Genomic DNA, 19,893 nt, shown 5'->3' on the forward strand with positions numbered 1-19,893 from the left:
AAAGAAAGATTTCTCCCTTCTTCTTTTACGAAATACGTTTACAAAGAAAGAGAAGGTACCTCATAACGAGGTACCTCTTCTTATTTTAAAATATTAGCAATATATGTTTGAAGTTCTTCTACTTTCACTTCTACAGACTCACCTGTAGCACGTACTTTCACTTCTACAATACCTTCATCCGCTTTTTTACCAACTGTAACACGAACTGGAAGGCCGAATAAATCTGCATCAGCAAATTTAACACCTGCACGTTCTGCACGATCATCTAGTAATACTTCGTATCCTTGATCTTGTAATGAGTTGTAGATGTTTTCACCCATTTCACGTTGTGCATCAGATTTCATGTTTACTGGAATTACATGCACATGGAACGGTGCGACAGCTTTAGGCCAAACTAAACCGCTCTCATCATTAAACTGCTCTGCAATTGCTGCCACTGTACGAGATACACCGATACCGTAACAACCCATAATAAGTGGTTGTGTTTTCCCGTTTTCATCTAGGAATGTTGCATTCATTGCTTCGCTATAACGAGTTCCTAATTTGAATACGTGACCTACTTCAATTCCGCGTGCGAAAAGAATTGTTCCGTTTCCGTCTGGAGATTGGTCTCCTTCTTGAATGAAGCGTAAATCTGTATATTGACTTACTTTAAAGTCACGTTCTGGATTTACATTTACATAATGGAATCCTTCTTCGTTCGCTCCTGAACATCCGTTGACAATTGTTGCTACAGCATGGTCAGCAATAATTTCGATATCACCTGTTACACCAATCGGTCCTAAAGAACCAACTTCACAGTTTAATAACTCTTTTACTTCTTCATGCGAAGCAAGCTCAACGACTGAAGCTCCGTATAGATTCTTCACTTTTACATCATTGACTTCATGATCGCCACGAACAAGTACAACTACTAGTTTCTCATCTACTTTAAACACCATAGATTTAATGCATTTTTCCGCTGCAATATTTAAGAATGCAGATACTTCTTCAATAGCCTTTTGATCCGGAGTTGCTACCTTTTCAAGTGCTTGTTCAGCATCATCACTTTTCGTATACGTAGCAACAACAGGAGCCATTTCAATATTTGCCGCATAATTAGATGTATCAGAATACGCAATTGTATCTTCACCTACATCAGATAATACCATAAATTCATGTGTATCTTTTCCACCCATTGCTCCCGAGTCAGCAATAACAGCACGGAAGTTCAAGCCACAACGAGCAAAAATGTTAGAGTATGCATTGTATAAGCGATCATACACTTCATCTAAGCTCTCTTGCGTAGCATGGAAAGAATATGCATCTTTCATTAGAAACTCTCTTCCACGTAATAGACCAAAACGAGGTCTTTGTTCGTCACGGAACTTTGTTTGGATTTGGTATAATGTTAACGGTAATTTTTTATATGATTTCACTTCATCACGTACAAGATCAGTAATTACTTCTTCGTGTGTAGCTCCTAATGCAAATTCACGAGCGTTACGATCTTTCATACGCATTAATTCAGATCCGTAAGAATACCAACGCCCTGACTCTTGCCATAATTCCGCAGCTTGCATAGCCGGCATTAATAATTCTACAGCTCCTGCACGCTCCATTTCTTCACGAACAATACGTTCTACTTTGTGTAATACTTTTAAACCAAATGGTAGAAAACTATAAATACCAGAAGCATTTTGACGCATAAACCCTGCGCGAAGTAATAATTGATGACTTTTAATTTCAGCATCAGCTGGAACTTCACGTAATGTAGGACTGAATACCATACTTTGTTTCATTTATTCGCACCTCTTCATTTTACTCTTACACGCAACAAAACCCCTCACCTCGAGTTAGGTGAGGGATTTTATTGTACGAGCTCTATTTCATTATAAACTTCTTCTTATTTTACAAGAAAAACTTACGGATGTCATTCCATGTTACAACTAACATAAGCAACATTAATAATGCAAATCCAATAAAGTGAACCATTCCTTCTTTTTGACGATCAATCGGTTTCCCTCTTAATGCCTCAATTAAGAAGAAGAACAAACGTCCACCGTCTAAAGCTGGAACTGGTAATAAATTAAATAAACCAAGGTTAATACTTAAAACTGCCGCTAAACTTAGTACACGCGTAAATCCATAATCTACAACTTGATCTGTTAGATTATAAATTCCTACTGGACCTGACAACTCATTAATAGAAAATTGACCAGTTACTAATTTCACAAGAGAATCAAAAATTAGTTTCGTCCATTCGTACGTTTGTTCAAAACCTGATTTAATAGAACCCATCACTGTTTTCTCTACAGGAGAGTAAACACCAATTCTACCAACTTCTTCTTTTCCTTCTTTATCAACCGTTGGCGTTACTTTCACATTAATCTGTTCACTATCACGCTTTACTTGTAACGTAATTTCTTTATTCGGGTTTTCACGTACAATGTTAACAACATCTTTCCATGTACTTGTGTTTTTCCCATCAATAGCTTGAATTGTATCATTTTCTTTTAATCCAGCTTGCTGTGCTGCACTATTATCCATTACTTTTCCGACCATTGGTTTATCAACGGGAACCCCTTGTACAAATCCAAGAATCACAAAAATAACAAATGCTAGAATAAAGTTCATTGCAGGACCTGCAAAAATTGTTAACGCGCGTTGACCCAATTTTTTAGAGCCAAACTGTCTGTTAAACGGAGCGATTTGGATTTCTTCTCCCGCAGATATGATACGAGCTTTTTCATTCACTCGGAATGTTTGCAGCTCTTCCTCGTACTCTTCATATCCCGAAATTGTAAGATTATGCTCCAAATCAGCTTGTTCGACTTCAATAACACGAACATTTGGATATTTTTCATATCCATCAAAAACTAATTTCACAGCTTCGTCTTTTTCATTTAGCACAAGGCCAACCTTTTTCCCTGGCTTTAACTCAACTGTGTCCGCATCCTCGCCAGCCATTCTTACATAGCCACCAAGGGGCAGTAATCGAATCGTATACACCGTTTCATTCTTTTCAAATGAGAATATTTTTGGACCAAAACCAATCGCAAACTCGCGGCATAAAATACCCGCTCTTTTTGCGAAATATAGATGCCCTAGCTCATGGAAAAATACGAGTGCACCGAAAATTAATATAAAGGCAATCGCTGTATTCAATTCCATAACCACCTTTGCTAAATTTGTTCCATCACAAACCGTCTTGTGGCTGCATCAATTTCCAGAATTTCCTCTAAGCTCGGACGTGCAATGACATTGTGATGGTTCATTGCTTTTTCAATGAGGTCTTCCACTGTTAAGAAACCAATTCTCTTTTGTAAAAAAGCTTCAACAGCTACTTCATTTGCAGCGTTCATTACAGCTGGCATACTTCCACCTGTTTTCCCAGCTTCATACGCAAAACGTAGACAACGGAAACGTTCTTGGTTCATTTTTTCAAAATGCAATGTTCCCATTTCCCATAAGTTTAACTGTTTTGTGTCTGAAAGAGGTAATCTATCAGGATATGTAAGCGCGTATTGAATTGGTACTCGCATATCAGGTGAGCCAAGCTGTGCCATTACACTACGATCTTCAAATTCAACCATAGAATGAATAATACTTTCTTTATGTAAAACAACATCAATTTGCTCATAAGGGATACCAAAAAGCCAATGTGCTTCAATTACTTCTAGTCCCTTATTCATCATTGTAGCAGAATCAATTGTAATTTTCGAACCCATTGACCAGTTTGGATGTCGAAGCGCATCTTCTACGGTCACATGATGCAATTCATCTCTCGTTTTATCACGGAAACTTCCGCCAGAAGCCGTTATAATGAGTCGAGAAATTCTTTTTTCATTTTCACCATTCAAGCATTGAAAAATAGCTGAATGTTCACTATCTACTGGAAGTAACGAAACATTATGTTTTCGTGCCGCTTCCATTACTAGATGCCCTGCAGTTACTAACGTTTCTTTATTTGCAATTCCAATTGTTTTTTTCGCCTCAATTGCACGAAGTGTTGGTAACAACCCTACGCTACCTACAACGGCATTTACTAAAATCTCCGCATCTGGATGTAATGCTACTTCTAAAAGACCTTCACTACCATATACAATTTTTGTATTACCAGAAACAGCTTGTAATTTTATAACATCTTCTGCTCTTTGCACAGAAACAATTTGCGGAGAAAATTCTTGAATTACTTTTACTGCGTAGTCAATATTTTTCCCTACAGAAAAAGCAACGAGACGGAATTGGTCTGGGTGCGAGCGTAACACATCTAAAGTTTGTGTACCAATTGATCCGCTTGCACCTAATAAACTAATATTTTTCATGACTCCAACCCCTCGTTCATTTATTAATTGTATTGTAATAAGAAGTAGAGAATTGGTAACACAAATAACCAACTATCTGTTCGATCTAATATACCACCATGTCCAGGTAAAATTGTACCTGAATCTTTTACGCCATAGTGACGTTTAAATGCAGACTGTACTAAATCACCAATTTGTCCAAAAATAGAAATGATAATCGTCAGCACAATTAAAATCCCTACATTTGCTTCAACTGGGAAGAACATATTGTAAACAAGTGCAACAATAACTCCACAAACAATACCGCCTAATGAACCTTCAATTGTTTTATTTGGACTAATTTCTGGCCACAACTTTCTTTTTCCTAATGCTTTTCCTACGAAATATGCGCCTGAATCAGTAGCCCATATAACAAATAATGCGCAAAACACATATTTAATTCCTAATATTCTCGTTTCATTTAAATATAAGAATCCCATTGCAACATATGTCGTTGCCATAAGTAAAAATGAAGCATTATCAAAAGTAAATGTATTCTTAGAAAGGACTGTATATGATAAAAGTAATAAAACAATCACAAACGTAATTTCTAATTTACCTAATCCAATCCACCTAAACAGTTCTGATGCACTACTTGGAACTAAAATAACCCATAATAATACCGCAGCTAAAACTGTTGGTACCGAAATAAGCGTAAGCTTGTTCATACGAATTAATTCATATAAACCTATAGAAGCAAGTGCATACACTAAAACCGTAAAAGGCACGCCACCGTAAATTACGATGGGAATGAATAGCGCGGCAGCAACCACTCCAGTAATAATTCTCTGTTTCACTACCAAACCCTCTCTTTCTACACGCCTCCGAATCTGCGCCCTCTATGTTGAAAGTCTGTAATCGCATTAAGCAAATGTTCTTCCGTAAAGTCTGGCCAATACACATCCGTAAACCAAAATTCTGAATATGCAATTTGCCATAACATAAAATTACTAATACGTAGCTCTCCGCTTGTACGAATTAACAACTCTGGATCAGGTAAAGAACTCGTCATTAAGTAGGAAGAAATCATTTCTTCACTTATCTCTTCAGCACGAATTTTTCCTTCCTCACTATCTTTCATCATATGTTGCACAGCAGAAACGATTTCATCTCGACTTCCATAGTTTAACGCGAAATTAAGAATTAATCCCGTATTCTCTTGCGTATCTTCCATGGCTTTTTCCATCGCTCTGCGTGTATGCGTAGGAAGACGATCTTTTTGCCCTATTACTCGGACTTGTACGTTTTCTTCAATCAATTCTGGTAAAAATGTACCTAGAAATTCTTCTGGAAGCCTCATTAAATAGTCAACTTCCTTTTTCGGTCTTTTCCAGTTCTCAGTTGAAAAAGCATAAAGAGTTAACACTTTCACATTAAGCTTACTTGCAAATTTTGTAATTTTCTTTACAACTTGCATGCCTTCATGATGTCCCGCAATACGAGGCATAGCTCTCCTCTTTGCCCATCTTCCATTGCCATCCATAATGATGGCAATATGTTCTGGTATATATCCTTTTTTCACTTCTTCAACGAGATGATCAAACGATGCGTCCTTTTTACTTTTAAAAAAAGGAAAGTTTTTAAACATCATTCATACCCTCCAGCAAGCAGACGTATGCCTAAAAGTGTAAAAAGACCCCCTTAAGAAGAGGGTCATATTTGCGAAGTTATCGCTATTACACTTCCATGATTTCTTTTTCTTTGTTTTTTGCGATTTCGTCAACTTTTGCAATATATTTATCTGTTTCTTTTTGGATATCTTCAGTATATCCTCTTAAATCATCTTCCGTAATATCGCCAGCTTTTTCAAGCTTCTTAAGATCATCGTTACCGTCACGACGTACGTTACGAACCGCAACTTTTGCTTCTTCAGCATATTTTTTCACAACTTTTACAAGATCACGACGACGCTCTTCTGTTAATGCAGGGAATGCAATACGAATTACAGTTCCGTCATTAGAAGGGTTTAATCCTAAATCTGCTTTTAAGATTGCTTTTTCAATATCACCGATAGAAGTTTTATCATAGGGTTGAATTACAAGCAAACGTGCTTCTGGAACTGTAATGTTCGCTAATTGCACAACTGGTGTTGGTGCACCGTAGTAATCAACTTGTACCTTATCTAATACAGACGAGCTTGCACGACCAGCGCGAACTGTTGCTAATTCACGAGAATAAGCAGCAACTGCTTTTTCCATTTTTTCATTTGAAGACTTCAATACTTGTTGTCCCATATTTATTTCCCCCTTACAACTGTTCCAATATTTTCGCCTAAAACGGCACGTTTAATGTTACCTTTTTCCATAACTGAGAATACAATTAATGGAATATCATTGTCCATACATAAAGAAGAAGCTGTAGAATCCATTACACCTAAACCTTCTTTTAATACATCTAAGTAAGTAAGTGTTTCGTACTTTGTAGCAGTTGGATCAATAGATGGATCTGCACTATATACGCCATCCACATTATTTTTTGCCATTAAAATAACGTCCGCTTCGATTTCCGCTGCACGTAATGCTGCTGTCGTATCTGTAGAGAAGTATGGGTTACCAGTACCTGCGGCAAAGATAACAACACGTTTTTTCTCTAAGTGACGAATTGCTTTACGTCGAATGTAAGGCTCTGCCACTTGACGCATTTCAATTGAAGTTTGAACGCGAGTTTGAATTCCAATATTCTCTAAACTATCTTGAAGAGCTAGTGAATTCATAACTGTTGCTAACATGCCCATGTAATCTGCTCCTGCACGATCCATACCCATTTCGCTTCCAATTTTCCCACGCCAAATGTTACCGCCACCAACAACAACAGCAACCTCTACATCAAGTTCTGCAATTTCTTTCACTTGTTCCGCAACTGACTTAATAACAGTTGGGTTAATTCCAAATCCTTGCTCGCCAGCTAAAGCTTCTCCGCTCAGCTTTAAAACGACACGATTATATTTCGGTTTACTCATAATGAACCTCCAATTGCTTACATCTTTATTTTAAAAAAGGGAACACAATGTGTTCCCTAATCTGTATTAGTTGTTACCTTTTACTTGGTTCATTACTTCTTCAGCAAAGTTGTCTTCGCGTTTTTCGATACCTTCACCAACAGCGTAGCGAACGAATCCTTTTAATGTTCCGCCTTTAGACTCAACGAATTGACGAACTTTCATATCAGGATTTTTAACGAATGCTTGGTCAAGTAAGCAAATTTCTTCGAAGAATTTGCCAAGACGGCCTTCAACCATTTTTGCAACGATTTTTTCAGGCTTGCCTTCGTTTAAAGCTTGTTGTGTTAATACTTGACGCTCATGCTCAACTTCTTCAGCTGTTACAGCATCACGGTCAATGTATTTAGGGTTAACTGCTGCAATGTGCATTGCTACATCTTTAGCAGCTGCTTCGTCAGTAGAACCTTCAAGAACTGTTAATACACCAATACGTCCACCCATGTGTAGGTAAGCGCCGAATGCATCAGCATCAGTTTTTGATACGATTTCGAAACGACGAAGTGTAAGTTTTTCACCAATTTTAGCGATTGCTTCATTGATGTGCTCTTCTACTGTTTTACCGCCTTCAATTGTTTGAGCCATAGCTTCTTCAACGTTAGCTGGTTTGTTAGTTAATAAGTGAGCAGCTAATTCTTTAATTAAAGCTTGGAAACCTTCGTTTTTCGCAACGAAATCAGTTTCAGAGTTTAATTCTAAGATTAAACCGTCGTTACCGTTTGTTTCGATGAAAGTTAAACCTTCAGCAGCGATGCGGTCTGCTTTTTTAGCAGCTTTCGCAATACCTTTTTCACGTAAGAAGTCAATTGCTTTCTCCATGTCGCCGTTAGTTTCAGTTAAAGCCTTTTTGCAGTCCATCATACCTGCGCCTGTTTTTTCACGAAGTTCTTTTACCATTTGTGCAGTGATTGCCATGTTTTTCATCCTCCTAAAATATGTATTTATACCTTTTAAAAAGGTTTTTATACCTTAAAAAAGGTGATAAAAGGCCGAACCCCTTATCACCTTTCCAAATTTGTTACGCAGTAACAGTTTCTTCACCTTGTTTTGCTTCAAGGATCGCGTCTGCCATTTTAGATGTAAGAAGTTTTACAGCACGAATTGCATCATCGTTTGCTGGGATAACGTGATCGATTTCGTCTGGATCACAGTTTGTATCAACGATACCGATGATTGGAATGTGTAATTTGCGTGCTTCAGCAACTGCAATACGCTCTTTACGAGGGTCTACTACGAATAATGCACTTGGAAGACCTTTCATATCTTTAATACCGCCTAAGAATTTCTCAAGACGCTCTAACTCTTTTTTAAGTTGAACAACTTCTTTCTTAGGAAGTACTTCGAAAGTACCATCTTCTTGCATTCTTTCGATGTCTTTAAGGCGCTTGATACGCTTTTGGATTGTTTGGAAGTTTGTTAAAGTTCCACCTAACCAACGTTGGTTAACGAAGTACATACCAGCACGAGTTGCTTCTTCTTTAATAGCTTCTTGTGCTTGTTTTTTAGTACCTACGAATAAAATGTCTCCACCTTCAGCAGCGATGTCGCGCATCGTTCTGTAAGCTTCCTCAACTTTTTTCACAGTTTTTTGTAAGTCGATGATGTAGATACCGTTACGCTCTGTGAAAATGTAACGCTTCATTTTTGGGTTCCAACGACGAGTTTGATGTCCGAAATGAACACCAGCTTCAAGCAATTGCTTCATAGAAATTACTGACATAATTTAGTTCCTCCTAAATGGTTTTTGATATCCTCCGTTTACTTCATCTCTAAGCGAAACTACAAACGTAGCACCAACACTTAAATCAGTAAACGTGTGTACTTTGTACTGACACCACTGCTTACTATATCATACTGAAATATTACAATCAAGTCGAAAATGCGAACAATGTAAAACTTTCTTTTTTTCACGCTCAAATTCTAGTATTTCCAACCTTCACTTCCTTTAAGCAAGGAGGTGAAGGCTAATTAATAGTTTTCTAATGAACGCTGTCATGACGCCTTACGTAAGCAAAATCATTCTCTTAAAAAACAAAAAACTCTCCTCAACTGAGGAGAGTTTTTATATAAATTAGTTTGTTTTTAATTTAGCAAGTTCCTGTAGAAACTTGTCGTTTAGTACTTTAATGTATGTTCCTTTCATACCTAAAGAACGAGACTCAATAACACCAGCACTTTCTAATTTACGTAGTGCATTTACGATTACAGAACGAGTAATTCCTACGCGATCAGCAATTTTACTTGCAACAAGTAAACCTTCTGTTCCATTTAATTCTTCGAAGATATGCTCGATTGCTTCTAACTCACTGTAAGATAATGAGCTAATCGCCATTTGAACAACAGCTTTACTACGTGCTTCCTCTTCGATTTCTTCTGCTTTTTCACGTAAGATTTCCATACCTACTACAGTTGAACTGTATTCAGCAAGGATTAAATCATCGTCTAAGAACTCTTGACCAAGACGAGCTAATACTAACGTACCTAGACGCTCACCGCCACCAACGATTGGTACGATTGTAGTTAAACCTTGACCGAATAATTCTCTATTTTCTACTGGGAATGCTGTGTAAGCACTGTTTACATCTAAGTTAGAAGATGTTTCTGTAATGTTGAATAAGCTTTGTGTGTATTCTTCCGGGAATTGACGCTCTGCAAGCATTTGTTTCATACGCTCATTCTCAATTTGTTGGTGAATTGCATAACCTAGTAATTTACCACGACGGCTTACTACGAATACGTTCGCTTCGATTACTTCACACATTGTGTCAGACATTTCTCTAAAGTTTACAGGCTTTCCTGCTGCGCTCTGTAATAACGCATTTAATTTTCTTGTTTTTGCTAATAATTCCATTTCAAAAGTTCCTCCTACATATTACTCACATATTTTTTCATCACTTGGAAACTAGGGCGAGTCACCTGATGACACAATTACAAAATAAACTGGCTCACATCTTTATTTTTAGCAATCGTTGCTAATTTCTCCTCAACGTATTGAGGTGTTATCGTTATTTTCTCTAACGTAATTTCAGATGCTTCAAACGATAAATCTTCAAGGAGCTTCTCCATAATCGTATGAAGTCTTCTTGCTCCAATATTATCTGTATCCTGATTAACTTGATAAGCAATCTCAGCAATCTTACGAATAGCTTCGTCTGAAAATTCAATTTCTATACCTTCAGTCGCTAATAAAGCCATATATTGTTTAATTAACGCATTGTCAGGCTCGATTAATATTTTAACAAAATCATCTGTCGATAATTTTGTTAATTCTACTCGAATCGGAAATCTCCCTTGCAATTCCGGAATTAAATCCGACGGTTTAGACATATGAAACGCTCCAGCTGCAACGAATAAAATATAATCCGTTTTTACTGATCCGTATTTTGTCGCAACATTCGATCCTTCTACAATTGGTAAAATGTCACGTTGCACACCTTCGCGTGATACATCTACGCTATTCGACTGCTTACCAGCAATTTTGTCAATTTCATCAATAAAAATAATCCCGAGCTGTTCAGCACGATAAACAGCCTCTTGTGTAACTTCATCCATATCAATTAAGCGCTGTGCTTCCTCATTTGTCAAGAGTTTTCTTGCTTCTTTTACAGAAAGTTTACGTTTTTTCGTTTTTTTCGGCATAAAACTTCCTAATGCATCTTGGAAATTCATTCCCATTTGTTCCATGCCAGTTCCTTGTAACATATCAAACATGGAAGACTGTTGTTCAGTCACTTCAATCGATACAATTTCATCTTCAAGAAGTCCCGCAGCAAGCTTTCTTTCCACGTCTTGGCGTTTCTTTTCGATTTCAACATCTTCTTGTGTATCAGATGTTTGATTCGAATTTTGAGTACCGCCAAAAAGCATTTCTAATGGGTTTTTAAATCCAGATTGCTTCTCCGGACTCGGCACTAAAATTTCAACAAGACGTTGGTTCGCTTGCTCTTCTGCTTTATCTTGAACTTTAACTACCATTTCTTCTTTTACGATGCGTACTGACGTTTCTACAAGGTCACGTACCATCGACTCTACATCTCTACCTACATATCCAACTTCTGTGAATTTCGTAGCTTCAACCTTAATAAAAGGTGCTCCAACGAGTTTCGCCATTCGTCGTGCTACCTCTGTTTTACCAACACCTGTCGGTCCAATCATTAAAATATTTTTAGGTGCAATTTCATCACGTAAATTTTCAGCTAGTTTACTGCGACGATATCGATTTCTCAGAGCTACAGCAACCGCTTTCTTTGCATCTTTTTGACCGATGATGTATTGATCTAATTTTTCCACAATTTGGCGCGGAGTAAAATGTAAATGCATATAAAATGCCTCCCTTACGATTCTACAATTCTTCAACAATTATGTTGTGGTTCGTATAAACACAAATATCGCCTGCAATTTCTAAACTCGCTTTCGCAATCTGCTTCGCAGTTAAATGTTCACTTGCATATTGTTTTAAAGCACGACCTGCAGAAAGTGCATAATTTCCACCAGATCCAATTGCTAAAATACCATCATCGGGTTCAATTACTTCTCCTGTACCCGAAACAAGGAGCATAGTTGTTTTGTCCATGACAATGAGCATCGCTTCTAACTGACGCAGCATTTTATCCCCACGCCATTGTTTCGCCATTTCAACTGCAGCTCGCTGTAAGTTCCCGTTATACTCTTCTAATTTCCCTTCAAACATTTCAAAAAGAGTAAATGCGTCCGCAACTGAACCTGCAAAACCAGCTAAAACTTTCCCTTGGAAAAGTTTACGGACTTTACGAGCTGTATGTTTCATTACAACTGCATTTCCCATTGTCACCTGACCATCTCCAGCCATTGCACATTCTCCATTATGATGAACTGCAAATATCGTTGTAGCGTGGAAATTTCCCATAGAAAAAACTCCTTTATATGTTTTTATAGCTTTAAAAGCAATTTATGCCCGCGGGTGATGCTTCATGTAAACAGAACGCAATCTTTCTTTAGAGACATGCGTATAAATTTGTGTCGTCGACAAATTCTCATGGCCTAATAGCTCCTGGACAGTACGTAAATCCGCCCCTTCATCTAACATATGTGTAGCAAATGTATGCCTTAACATATGGGGACTTATCCGCATTGTCAGCGAAGCCTTTTTAATGAGTTCGTTTAAAACATAACGAACTCCACGACTTGTTAGCGGCGTACCTTTCGCATTTAAAAATACCATATGAGAGTCTTCATCAGTCTTATTAACTAACTGTTTTCTCCCATTCTCTATATAAGTAACTAAAGAATCTTGCGCATAGCTTCCGAACGGAATATACCTTTGTTTTTTTCCTTTTCCCATTACTAAAACTGTTCCCACCGCAAAGTCAATATCGGTAAGTTGTAAATTGACACATTCACTCACACGGATACCAGTCGCATACATCAACTCTAATAATGCTTGATTCCTTTGACCTAATGGTGTTTCCGCGTCAGAAACTTCAAATAATTCCTCTAACTCTTCAGCATATAAAAACTTTGGGATTGACAATTCTTTTTTGGGGAGTGACGCAAGTGCAAACGGATTATCTTTTTGATAACCTTCTCGCATCAAAAAACGATATAAACTTCGTAAACTTGATACTTTTCTTGCGACAGATTTACGGGCTAACTTTTCATCGTGCAACGTCGTTAAGTATAAACGAACATCCGCGTATGTAACATCTAAAAAAGAGGATATGCCTTCTCGCTCCATAAATTGCACAAAATGTTCTAAATCATTTTGATAACTTGCAATTGTATATTTTGAATAATTTCTTTCAATTTGTAAATATCCTACGAATAATTGTAACAATTTCTTCACATTCACATAACTCACCTCAATAAAGGCTACTAAATCGTATCACAACTTAGTAGCCTTTGCAAGAAATTTAACTAAATATTTACAAAATTTTGAATCATTTCTAAAGCGCGTGTAGCATACGCTTCATTTCGCTCTTGTTTCTTTTTAATTTTCTTCTCTAACGGTGCAAATAGCCCGAAGTTTGCATTCATTGGTTGGAAGTTTTTCGCATTAGTCGCTGTAATATAATTTGCCATACTTCCCATTGCAGTTACAGATGGTAGTACAACTGGCTCTTCACCTTTTACAAGTCGAGCAGCGTTAATACCTGCCAGTAATCCTGACGCTGCCGATTCAACATATCCCTCTACTCCAGTCATTTGACCGGCGAAGAATAAATCATCGCGTTGTTTATATTGATATGTTGGACGAAGTAAGTTAGGCGAATTAATAAACGTATTACGATGCATTACACCATAACGTACAATTTCTGCGTTTTCTAGTCCTGGAATTAGCTGCAATACTTCTTTTTGTGGCCCCCACTTTAAATGTGTTTGGAAGCCTACAATATTGTATAACGTTCCTGCCGCATCATCTTGACGTAGCTGAACAACTGCATATGGTGTTTTTCCTGTTTTCGGATCTTCTAATCCAACAGGTTTCATCGGTCCAAATACTAACGTCTGTCTTCCTCTACTTGCCATAACTTCTACTGGCATACAACCTTCAAAGAAAATTTCTTTTTCAAATTCTTTTAAAGGCACTGTCTCAGCAGCAATTAATGCTTCATAAAAGCGATCAAACTCTTCTTCTGTCATTGGACAGTTTAAATATGCAGCTTCACCTTTATCATAACGAGATTTTAAATATACTTTATTCATATCAATGCTGTCTTTCTCAACAATTGGTGCTGCAGCATCATAGAAATAAAAATAATCTTCACCTGTTAATTCTTTTAATTGTGCAGCAAGATCAGGAGACGTAAGTGGACCTGTCGCGATAACAGTAGGTCCTTCTGGAATTTCAGTGATTTCTTCATTCATCACAGTTACGTTTGGATGATTTTTCACATACTCAGTTACCTTTGCCGCAAATTCATGACGATCTACAGCTAAAGCTCCTCCTGCTGGTACAGAGCACTCATCAGCTGCACGAATAATAACAGAATCCATTAGGCGCATCTCTTCTTTAATAACACCAACAGCATTTGTTAATGTGTTTGCGCGAAGCGAGTTACTGCATACTAGCTCTGCAAATTTATCTGTGTGATGAGCTGGCGTTTGCCTTACTGGTCTCATTTCATATAATCTTACTTGGACACCACGTTTTGCAATTTGATAAGCTGCTTCGCTTCCTGCAAGACCTGCGCCAATGACGTTTACTACTTGTGTTGTCATATATATCACCTTTCCTTTTCTTCCCGAAAAAAATGTGAGCAGTTACGCTCACATTTGTTGTTCTTCTTCATAATCACACGAAATACATTGTACTTGCACGCCTTTTTTCAACTTCTTCTCTACAAGCATACCTTCGCACTTCGGACATTTACGGCCAATTGGCTTATCCCAAGATACAAAGTCACACTCTGGATACGTACCGCACCCATAGAAAAGACGTTTCTTTTTATTACTTCGACGTTCAATAATCTGTCCTTTATCACACTTCGGACAAGTAACACCGATTTCTTTCACAATCGGCTTTGTATTACGACAATCAGGGAAATTCGAACATGCCATAAACTTCCCGTATTTACCCATTTTAAAGACCATTGGGTGCTCACATAATTCACAGTCTTCCCCAGCTGGTTCATCTTTAATTTCCACTTCACGCATTTCTTTTTCCGCTTTCTCTAAGCGCGGTTCAAATTCTACGTAGAAATCATCAACAATTTTCACCCAATTCGCATTTCCTTCTTCTACTTCATCAAGGCTTTGCTCCATATTGGCAGTAAATTCAATGTTAATAATTTCCGGGAAAAACTCTAAAATAAGTTCGATTACTATTCCACCAAGTTCAGTCGGAACGAAGCGTTTATTATCTAAACCAACGTATCCACGTTTTTGAATCGTTTCAAGTGTCGGTACATATGTAGAAGGTCTCCCAATTCCAAGTTCCTCAAGTGTTCTTACTAGACGAGCCTCTGTATAACGCGGCGGAGGTTGTGTGAAATGTTGCTTCGGTTCTATATCTTTTGAAAATACAGTTTCCCCTACTTCTAAAGGTGGCAACATTTTATCTTTTTCTTCCGCACCATCATCTTTCGACTCTACATACACTTTCATAAATCCTGGAAACTTTACAACCGATCCACTTGCACGGAACTGAACATTGTTATTAATGAGTTTCGCTGTAACAGTATCCATTATAGCAGATGCCATTTGACTTGCAACAAATCGCTCCCAAATCAGTTTATACAAACGTAGTTGATCACGACCTAAGAAACTTTTTAGTTCCTCTGGCTTTCTCATTACCGAAGTAGGACGAATCGCCTCATGCGCATCTTGTGCATTCGACTTTTTCGTTTCTTTCTTCTTCTCTGTCCCTATGTATTCCGCACCGAACGACTCTGTAATATAAGTACGAGCCTCTGTTTGAGCTGTTTCTGAGATCCTTGTTGAATCGGTTCTCATATACGTAATAAGACCTACAGTCCCTTGCTTTCCAAGATCTATCCCTTCATACAATTGCTGCGCAAGCATCATTGTTTTCTTTGCTCGCATATTTAATTTACGTGCAGCTTCTTGTTGCAAGGAAGATGTTGTAAACGGTAATGCCGGATTACGCTTTCGCTCTTTTCGCGTTACATTTTCAACCGAAAACGCATTATCTTTCATCTTTTCGATTATTTCGTTCACTTGTTCTTCGTTCGTTAATTGAACTTTTTCACCATCTACACCGTAAAAGCTTGCTTCAAATGTGTCTTTACCTTTCACAAATTCTGTTTTAATTGTCCAGAATTCTTCAGGTTCAAAGTTTTGAATTTCTTTTTCACGTTCGATAATTAAACGAACTGCTACAGATTGTACGCGTCCTGCACTTAATCCTTTTTTTACTTTCTTCCATAATAAAGGACTAATATTGTAACCAACAAGACGATCGAGTATACGCCTTGCTTGTTGCGCATCTACTAAATCCATATTAATTGCCCGAGGATGTTTAAATGATTCTTTTATTGCATCTTTTGTAATCTCATTAAATACCACTCGGCAATCTGATTCAACGTCCACATTTAACGTATTCGCTAAATGCCAAGCAATTGCTTCCCCTTCGCGGTCTGGATCGGCCGCGAGATAGACTTTCTTTGCTTTTTTTGCCGCTGATTTTAAATCTTTTAAAACGGGACCTTTACCACGAATGGTAATATACTTCGGGGTGAAGTTATTCTTTACTTCTATCCCCATTTGGCTTTTAGGTAAATCGCGAACATGTCCCATGGACGCAACGACTTTGTATTTTTTCCCTAAATATTTCTCAATGGTCTTCGCCTTAGAAGGCGACTCCACGATTACGAGGTAATCTGACATGCTAGTGCCTCCTTAAGAGGTGGATTCAAGTCTTCATTAATCTTATTGATTTCTCTTGTTTTTGTCAATCAAGAATGAATATACCATACAGTGACAATCTACCATTTGTCAATAATTGTTTAATAAAAACATAAAAATATAAGGTTAATTTATAATTTCCTCCAGGATATCCTCTGCATTTCGTACTAATTTTGCACCTTGTTGAATAAGATAATTCGTTCCTGATGCACTATCTATAAATATTGGTCCAGGAAGGGCAAATACCTCTCTATTTTGCTCTAATGCAAGGTCTGCAGTAATAAGTGATCCACTTCTCGATTTTGCTTCTACAACTAAAACCCCTTTACTTATTCCACTAATAATTCGATTTCTTTTTGGAAAATACCATTTTTTCGGTGCATAATGCGGAGGATACTCTGTCAATAGCAATATATAGTCTTTGCACGTGTCATATAAACGTCTATTCTCTTTCGGATACATATAAGATAATCCATGTCCTAAGATTGCAATAGTCGGGCAACGTTGACTTACTGTAACTTCGTGAGCAATTGTATCTATTCCTCTTGCAAACCCACTAACAATAAGCCATTCCTTTTCAAGTAAAGGGTGTAAAATAAATTCCATACTCTTCTTTCCGTATAAAGACGGATCTCTCGTCCCAACAATCGCTAATTTATTTACTTTACTAAGAACAGCCCTCTCCCCCTTTCCATATAAAATAAAAGGAGGATCTTGTATTTCTCGCAATAATTTTGGATAATCCTCATCCCATATAGTCATATAAAACATTCGATTTTTTTCTAAATAGGAGATATATTGCGGGAGACTTGCATTCTGAAGAAAATTTACTAGTTCTGAAGATTTTTTCGAGGATATTCCAGCGTAATATTCAAATTGCTTTGCACTAAAAGTGTACATCCCATTCAATTCTGGATCAACATATAGTATCCTCTCCATCGCTTTCCAATGATCCGCCAACATGTAATGTAGGTGCAATAATCGTTCTCTTTTCATCCCAATTCTCCTTACCCATAATTTTTATTATGTAAACAGAAAAAGTATAAAAAGACACCCTCAAACAAGAAGGTGTCTTTCAAAAAGATTAATAGTTTTTACAAGTTTCAAATAATCCCTTTTCTTTTAAAACAGAGATTAATGTTTCACCCATAACAGCTGGCGTTTCAGCTACTTTAATACCACAAGCTTCCATTGTTTTAATCTTTTCCGCAGCAGTTCCTTTACCGCCAGAAATGATTGCACCGGCATGGCCCATACGTTTACCTTCAGGCGCAGTTTGGCCACCAATGAAGCCGACAACCGGTTTTGTCATATTAGCTTTTACCCACTCAGCTGCTTCTTCTTCTGCCGTACCGCCGATTTCACCAATCATAATTACAGCATGTGTTTCTTCATCTTCATTAAATGCTTTTAGCGCATCAATAAAGTCTGTACCGTTAACAGGGTCCCCACCGATACCTACAGCAGTAGATTGGCCAATGCCTTCTTGTGTTAACTGATGTACAGCTTCATACGTTAATGTACCAGAGCGAGATACGATACCCACATGACCTTTTTTATGAATGTATCCTGGCATAATACCAATTTTACATTCATCAGGTGTAATGACACCAGGACAGTTTGGTCCAAGTAAACGTGTATGTTTACCTGCCATGTATCTCTTTACATTTACCATATCTAATACAGGGATTCCTTCAGTAATACATACTACTAAATCAATCTTTGCATCAACTGCTTCCATAATAGCATCAGCCGCAAAAGCGGGTGGAACGTATACAACTGAAGCATTTGCGCCTGTTGCTTTCACTGCATCTTCTACAGTATCAAATACTGGTACACCTTCAATATCAGTGCCACCTTTACCTGGCGTTACACCACCGACAATTTTCGTACCATATTCAATCATTTGTTTTGTGTGGAATAATCCTTGAGAACCTGTAATACCTTGAACAATAACTTTTGTATCTTTATTAACTAATACGCTCATTTTTCTCCCCCGCTTTCTATTAGCCCACTAGTGAAACAATTTTTTGTGCACCGTCTGCCATAGATTCTGCTGCAACAATATTTAAGCCAGACTCATTTAAAATCTTCTTACCTAACTCTACGTTTGTACCTTCAAGACGTACAACTAAAGGTAACTCAAGACCCACTTGCTTCGTTGCTTCAATAACACCTTCTGCAATAACATCACACTTCATAATGCCACCAAAAATGTTAACGAAGATACCTTTTACATTTTTGTCAGAAAGGATAATTTTGAATGCTTCTGTAACTTTTTCAGCTGTCGCGCCGCCACCAACATCTAAGAAGTTAGCTGGATCACCATGGTAATGTTTAATGATATCCATTGTAGCCATTGCTAAACCTGCACCATTAACCATACAACCGATATTTCCATCTAAAGGAATGTAGTTTAAGTCATATTTAGAAGCTTCAATTTCTTTTGAATCTTCTTCATCAAGATCACGAAGTTCTAAAATGTCTTTATGGCGATATAACGCATTAGAATCGAAGTTTAATTTCGCATCTAAAGCCATAACTTTACCGTCACCTGTTGTAACAAGTGGATTAATCTCAGCGATAGAGCAATCTTTTTCGATAAACGCACTATATAAGCCCATCATAAACTTCACAGCTTGTCCTACAAGCTCTTTTGGAATATTGATGTTAAACGCGATTCGACGTGCTTGGAAACCTTGTAAACCTACTGCTGGATCAATATATTCTTTAAAGATTTTTTCAGGTGTTTTTTCTGCTACTTCTTCAATTTCTGTTCCACCTTCTTCAGATGCCATTAAAACAACTTGAGAAGTTGCACGATCTAACACAAGACCTACATAATATTCTTTTTTAATATCGCAACCTTCTTCGATAAGTAAGCGTTTTACTTCCTTACCTTCAGGACCTGTTTGATGCGTCACAAGTGTAGTTCCTAAAATGCTTTCTGCATATGTACGAACTTCTTCTAAATTTTTCGCAACTTTTACTCCGCCAGCTTTGCCGCGTCCACCAGCGTGAATTTGCGCTTTAACTACACATACTTCCGTTCCTAATTCTTTAGCTGCTTCTACAGCTTCTTCTACTGTAAATGCAACCTTCCCGTTCGGAACGCTAACCCCATAGCTTCTAAGGACTGCCTTACCTTGGTACTCATGGATATTCATGGTCCCATCCTCCCCTGTTTTCCTGTTTTACTCGAAAAGTTTTTTAATGTTTAAAAAACAT

General features: G+C 37.6%; 18 protein-coding genes. All 18 read right to left on the reverse strand.

Features of this window, described 5'->3' with window-relative positions; genetic code table 11:
- Window positions 1-80 precede the first annotated feature (80 nt).
- On the reverse strand, window positions 81-1,781 hold the full coding sequence (locus LUS72_RS18900) for a proline--tRNA ligase (protein ID WP_097830971.1): 1,701 nt from the start codon (window positions 1,779-1,781) through the stop codon (window positions 81-83).
- A gap of 109 nt (window positions 1,782-1,890) precedes the next feature.
- The gene (gene rseP / locus LUS72_RS18905) at window positions 1,891-3,147 is read right to left on the reverse strand and encodes an RIP metalloprotease RseP (RefSeq protein ID WP_141533254.1); all 1,257 of its coding nucleotides are present in this window, start codon (window positions 3,145-3,147) and stop codon (window positions 1,891-1,893) included.
- A 17-nt stretch (window positions 3,148-3,164) separates the two neighbouring features.
- A complete protein-coding gene (dxr, locus tag LUS72_RS18910) occupies window positions 3,165-4,307 on the reverse strand; it encodes a 1-deoxy-D-xylulose-5-phosphate reductoisomerase (protein ID WP_097830969.1) in 1,143 nt (380 codons plus the stop codon).
- 23 nt (window positions 4,308-4,330) lie between these two features.
- Window positions 4,331-5,122, reverse strand: a complete 792-nt coding sequence (cdsA, locus tag LUS72_RS18915) for a phosphatidate cytidylyltransferase (RefSeq protein WP_097830968.1) — start codon at window positions 5,120-5,122, stop codon at window positions 4,331-4,333.
- Between the two features lie 17 nt (window positions 5,123-5,139).
- Window positions 5,140-5,916: an undecaprenyl pyrophosphate synthase gene (uppS, locus tag LUS72_RS18920; protein ID WP_097830967.1), complete on the reverse strand. Its 777-nt coding sequence runs from the start codon at window positions 5,914-5,916 to the stop codon at window positions 5,140-5,142.
- Window positions 5,917-6,001: 85 nt separating this feature from the next.
- The gene (gene frr, locus LUS72_RS18925; protein ID WP_000531504.1) at window positions 6,002-6,559 is read right to left on the reverse strand and encodes a ribosome recycling factor; all 558 of its coding nucleotides are present in this window, start codon (window positions 6,557-6,559) and stop codon (window positions 6,002-6,004) included.
- A 2-nt stretch (window positions 6,560-6,561) separates the two neighbouring features.
- Window positions 6,562-7,284, reverse strand: coding sequence for a UMP kinase (pyrH, locus tag LUS72_RS18930; protein WP_097830966.1), 723 nt, complete (start codon window positions 7,282-7,284; stop codon window positions 6,562-6,564).
- Between the two features lie 66 nt (window positions 7,285-7,350).
- Complete coding sequence (gene tsf / locus LUS72_RS18935) at window positions 7,351-8,238, reverse strand: translation elongation factor Ts (protein WP_097830965.1); 888 nt, start codon at window positions 8,236-8,238, stop codon at window positions 7,351-7,353.
- 103 nt (window positions 8,239-8,341) lie between these two features.
- Window positions 8,342-9,043, reverse strand: a complete 702-nt coding sequence (gene rpsB / locus LUS72_RS18940) for a 30S ribosomal protein S2 (protein ID WP_000111485.1) — start codon at window positions 9,041-9,043, stop codon at window positions 8,342-8,344.
- A 351-nt stretch (window positions 9,044-9,394) separates the two neighbouring features.
- On the reverse strand, window positions 9,395-10,174 hold the full coding sequence (gene codY / locus LUS72_RS18945; protein ID WP_000421290.1) for a GTP-sensing pleiotropic transcriptional regulator CodY: 780 nt from the start codon (window positions 10,172-10,174) through the stop codon (window positions 9,395-9,397).
- A 77-nt stretch (window positions 10,175-10,251) separates the two neighbouring features.
- Complete coding sequence (gene hslU, locus LUS72_RS18950; protein WP_000550087.1) at window positions 10,252-11,643, reverse strand: ATP-dependent protease ATPase subunit HslU; 1,392 nt, start codon at window positions 11,641-11,643, stop codon at window positions 10,252-10,254.
- A gap of 22 nt (window positions 11,644-11,665) precedes the next feature.
- The gene (hslV, locus tag LUS72_RS18955) at window positions 11,666-12,208 is read right to left on the reverse strand and encodes an ATP-dependent protease proteolytic subunit HslV (protein ID WP_000526272.1); all 543 of its coding nucleotides are present in this window, start codon (window positions 12,206-12,208) and stop codon (window positions 11,666-11,668) included.
- A 42-nt stretch (window positions 12,209-12,250) separates the two neighbouring features.
- Window positions 12,251-13,150, reverse strand: a complete 900-nt coding sequence (xerC, locus tag LUS72_RS18960) for a tyrosine recombinase XerC (RefSeq protein WP_097830964.1) — start codon at window positions 13,148-13,150, stop codon at window positions 12,251-12,253.
- 65 nt (window positions 13,151-13,215) lie between these two features.
- Window positions 13,216-14,520 carry an FADH(2)-oxidizing methylenetetrahydrofolate--tRNA-(uracil(54)-C(5))-methyltransferase TrmFO gene (gene trmFO / locus LUS72_RS18965; RefSeq protein WP_264447926.1) on the reverse strand — a complete coding sequence of 435 codons (1,305 nt, stop codon included), beginning with the start codon at window positions 14,518-14,520 and terminating at the stop codon, window positions 13,216-13,218.
- Between the two features lie 48 nt (window positions 14,521-14,568).
- Window positions 14,569-16,647: a type I DNA topoisomerase gene (topA, locus tag LUS72_RS18970; RefSeq protein WP_097830962.1), complete on the reverse strand. Its 2,079-nt coding sequence runs from the start codon at window positions 16,645-16,647 to the stop codon at window positions 14,569-14,571.
- A 144-nt stretch (window positions 16,648-16,791) separates the two neighbouring features.
- Window positions 16,792-17,661, reverse strand: coding sequence for a DNA-processing protein DprA (gene dprA, locus LUS72_RS18975; protein ID WP_098361637.1), 870 nt, complete (start codon window positions 17,659-17,661; stop codon window positions 16,792-16,794).
- 88 nt (window positions 17,662-17,749) lie between these two features.
- Window positions 17,750-18,652, reverse strand: coding sequence for a succinate--CoA ligase subunit alpha (sucD, locus tag LUS72_RS18980; protein WP_000115185.1), 903 nt, complete (start codon window positions 18,650-18,652; stop codon window positions 17,750-17,752).
- A 19-nt stretch (window positions 18,653-18,671) separates the two neighbouring features.
- Entirely contained in the window at window positions 18,672-19,832 is a 1,161-nt protein-coding gene (gene sucC, locus LUS72_RS18985) for an ADP-forming succinate--CoA ligase subunit beta (protein ID WP_001020797.1), read from the reverse strand.
- Between the last annotated feature and the right edge of the window lie 61 nt (window positions 19,833-19,893).

This window comes from Bacillus cereus (assembly GCF_025917685.1).
GTDB lineage: Bacteria > Bacillota > Bacilli > Bacillales > Bacillaceae_G > Bacillus_A > Bacillus_A cereus_AT.

What these genes read in the sequence shown, in the direction of transcription:
- LUS72_RS18900 (WP_097830971.1), bottom strand. Translation starts at nt 1,781, where the DNA reads ATGAAACAAAGTATGGTATTCAGTCCTACATTACGTGAAGTTCCAGCT.
- dxr (WP_097830969.1), bottom strand. Translation starts at nt 4,307, where the DNA reads ATGAAAAATATTAGTTTATTAGGTGCAAGCGGATCAATTGGTACACAA.
- uppS (WP_097830967.1), bottom strand. Translation starts at nt 5,916, where the DNA reads ATGATGTTTAAAAACTTTCCTTTTTTTAAAAGTAAAAAGGACGCATCG.
- frr (WP_000531504.1), bottom strand. Translation starts at nt 6,559, where the DNA reads ATGGGACAACAAGTATTGAAGTCTTCAAATGAAAAAATGGAAAAAGCA.
- pyrH (WP_097830966.1), bottom strand. Translation starts at nt 7,284, where the DNA reads ATGAGTAAACCGAAATATAATCGTGTCGTTTTAAAGCTGAGCGGAGAA.
- tsf (WP_097830965.1), bottom strand. Translation starts at nt 8,238, where the DNA reads ATGGCAATCACTGCACAAATGGTAAAAGAACTTCGTGAAAAAACAGGC.
- rpsB (WP_000111485.1), bottom strand. Translation starts at nt 9,043, where the DNA reads ATGTCAGTAATTTCTATGAAGCAATTGCTTGAAGCTGGTGTTCATTTC.
- codY (WP_000421290.1), bottom strand. Translation starts at nt 10,174, where the DNA reads ATGGAATTATTAGCAAAAACAAGAAAATTAAATGCGTTATTACAGAGC.
- hslU (WP_000550087.1), bottom strand. Translation starts at nt 11,643, where the DNA reads ATGCATTTACATTTTACTCCGCGCCAAATTGTGGAAAAATTAGATCAA.
- hslV (WP_000526272.1), bottom strand. Translation starts at nt 12,208, where the DNA reads ATGGGAAATTTCCACGCTACAACGATATTTGCAGTTCATCATAATGGA.
- trmFO (WP_264447926.1), bottom strand. Translation starts at nt 14,520, where the DNA reads ATGACAACACAAGTAGTAAACGTCATTGGCGCAGGTCTTGCAGGAAGC.
- topA (WP_097830962.1), bottom strand. Translation starts at nt 16,647, where the DNA reads ATGTCAGATTACCTCGTAATCGTGGAGTCGCCTTCTAAGGCGAAGACC.
- dprA (WP_098361637.1), bottom strand. Translation starts at nt 17,661, where the DNA reads ATGAAAAGAGAACGATTATTGCACCTACATTACATGTTGGCGGATCAT.
- sucD (WP_000115185.1), bottom strand. Translation starts at nt 18,652, where the DNA reads ATGAGCGTATTAGTTAATAAAGATACAAAAGTTATTGTTCAAGGTATT.
- sucC (WP_001020797.1), bottom strand. Translation starts at nt 19,832, where the DNA reads ATGAATATCCATGAGTACCAAGGTAAGGCAGTCCTTAGAAGCTATGGG.